The sequence below is a fragment of the Massilia mucilaginosa genome, assembly GCF_011682145.1.
GTDB lineage: Bacteria > Pseudomonadota > Gammaproteobacteria > Burkholderiales > Burkholderiaceae_D > Telluria_A > Telluria_A mucilaginosa.
This window is the reverse complement of sequence record NZ_WHJH01000125.1, coordinates 1-2,368: the sequence shown is the minus strand read 5'-3', so window position 1 is coordinate 2,368 and position 2,368 is coordinate 1. Positions and strand designations below refer to the sequence as shown.

Sequence of the window (2,368 nt, the reverse complement as noted above, 5' to 3'; positions counted from 1 at the left end):
ATTTTCGGCATCCAGAATCGGTACTCCATCAACTCAGGAGTCACGAACATGCAAGAGCCAACGAAGCACGAACTCTGGCCGGCGCGCCTGCAGGCGCAGGCCGAATCCGGGCAAACGATTCGTGCCTGGTGCGCCGTCAACGGCGTTACAGAAGCGACGTTTCACTACTGGCGCAAACGCCTGGCGAGCACCGGCGCGCGCGCGGCGCAATTCATCGCGCTGCCTGATCCGACCGGATGCGCCGCCATGCTGGAAGTAGAGACGCCAAATGGTTATCTGGTACGCTTGGGCAGCCCGGCACACGTGGAGTGGCTGGGCGCTGTCCTGGCGGCGCTGCGCTGATGTGGGGCACGCCGCAAGGCATGGTGTACCTGGCGACGGGCCAGCACGACATGCGCAAGTCGATCAACGGCCTGGCACTGGTGGTCGCCGACACCCTCGGTCTTGATCCGGTCAGCCCGCACTGGTTCGTATTCTGCAATCGCGCCCGCAACCGGATCAAGATCCTGCACTGGGATACGAACGGGTTCTGGCTGCATTGCCGCCGGCTGGAGCAAGGTCGGTTTCACTGGCCCGACGGTGCTGATGATGCCCACACACTCGAGGTGACGGCGCGCCAGTTGCGCTGGCTGATCGACGGCCTGAAATGGCAGAACGCAATTGCACACCAGCCGATGTCGCCGCGCGCCATGCGCTAAAAAATGTTTCAAAAGCGTGCAGTTTACGTAAACCCAAAACGCAAAACGCTTTGGTAAAGTAGCTGCATGCACCTGCCTGAACTCCTTGCCACCCTGCCTGCCGAACTGCGCGACTATATCCGCCAGTTGGAAGGGCGCGCGAGCGCCCTGGAAGCACGCAACCTCTTCCTTGAAGAGCAGTTCCGGCTGGCGCAGCTCAAGCGCTTTGCGCCATCGAGCGAGAAGCTGGGCGCGCAGGGTTGCCTGTTCAATGAAGCCGAGCAGGACGCCGTTGCGTTCCCTGATGAAGAAATTGATGAGGACGCCGTCGCGCCAGCATCGGCGCCTAAAAAACGGGGGCGCCGTGCCTTGCCCGCCCATCTGCCGCGCAAGCGTGTCGAGCACGATTTGCCCGAGGCAGAGAAGGTCTGCGCTTGCTGCCAAGGCGCGCTGCATCGCATGGGCGAGGAAACCAGCGAGCAGCTCGACATCATCCCCGCCACGGTCCAGGTGCTGCAGCACGTGCGCTTTAAGTATGCCTGCCGCCAGTGCGACCGGCACGGCGAGACGAGCAAGATCATTACTAGCCCCATGCCGGCTCAGCCCATCCCCGGCAGCAACGCCAGCCCCGGCACGGTTGCCACGGTGCTGACCGCCAAATACGCCGACGGCATGCCGCTTTACCGGCAGCACGACTGGCTGCTGCGCGGCGATGTCGATGTAGCCCGCGGCACGCTGGCGCAATGGTGCATCAAGGCCGGCGTGTTGCTGACGCCGCTGTACGCGGCGCTGCACCGGGAGTTGTTGACCAATCCATTTATCCACGGCGACGAAACGACCGTCCAGGTGCTTAACGAGGCGGGCCGCAAGGCAGAGAACACCTCATACATGTGGGTCTACCGTAGCGCCATCGGCAGCGAACGTCCAGTGGTGCTGTTCGAGTACCAGCCCGGTCGCGGGCATGAGCATCCTGAGCGCTTTCTGGCCGGTTACAGCGGTGCCGTGATGACCGACGGTTACGCCGCCTGGCGCATGCTGGGCGGAATCAGGCACCTCGGTTGTTTGGCGCACGTGCGCAGGCGCTTTGATGAAGCGCTCAAGGCGCAGAAAGGGCCGCCTGGCCGCGCCAAAGAGGCGCTGGACATGATTGGCAAGCTGTATCACCTTGAATCGACGGTCAGAAAGAAGGCGCCGCCTGAAGGACGTTCCCTCATCGAGGAAATTTACCGATGGCGACAAGAAAGGAGCCGTCCGATACTGGAGGTCCTGCACGCTTGGCTGGTAAAGAACCAGGCCGAGGTCATGCCGAAATCACTGATCGGCAAGGCCATCAGCTATACGCTGGGTCAATGGGCCTACATCTATCGTTATATCGACGATGGACGCGCCCCGATTGATAACAATGTGATCGAACGCGATATCAGGCCGTTTACCATTGGCCGCAAGGCGTGGCTGTTCTCGAATTCAGTCGCCGGCGCCGATGCCAGCGCTGTGATCTACAGCCTGATGCTCACATGCCGCGCCTGCGGAGTCGAACCGTATGCCTACTTGCGGCACGTGCTGACAGAACTGCCGCAGCGCCAGGCCGGTGCCGACATTGCCGATCTGTTGCCGTTCAACTTTACTGCTGTTTAACAGCCGCTTGCCCGTCGATTAGGGCAACGTCAAGGTGCGGTAGAAATCGCGCTTAC

At 61.7% G+C, this 2,368-nt stretch carries 3 protein-coding genes; all 3 read left to right on the top strand.

All coding sequences use genetic code 11. The features are described from left to right. Positions 1-342 (top strand): IS66 family insertion sequence element accessory protein TnpA (tnpA, locus tag F2P45_RS33980; protein ID WP_223164902.1); only part of this gene is annotated, 342 nt, incomplete at its 5' end. Continuing rightward, entirely contained in the window at positions 342-698 is a 357-nt protein-coding gene (gene tnpB / locus F2P45_RS33975) for an IS66 family insertion sequence element accessory protein TnpB (RefSeq protein ID WP_166882619.1), read from the top strand. The genes tnpA and tnpB, both read left to right, overlap by 1 nt. A 66-nt stretch (positions 699-764) precedes the next feature. Further along, on the top strand, positions 765-2,312 hold the full coding sequence (tnpC, locus tag F2P45_RS33970) for an IS66 family transposase (RefSeq protein ID WP_166882618.1): 1,548 nt from the start codon (positions 765-767) through the stop codon (positions 2,310-2,312). Positions 2,313-2,368: the final 56 nt, after the last annotated feature.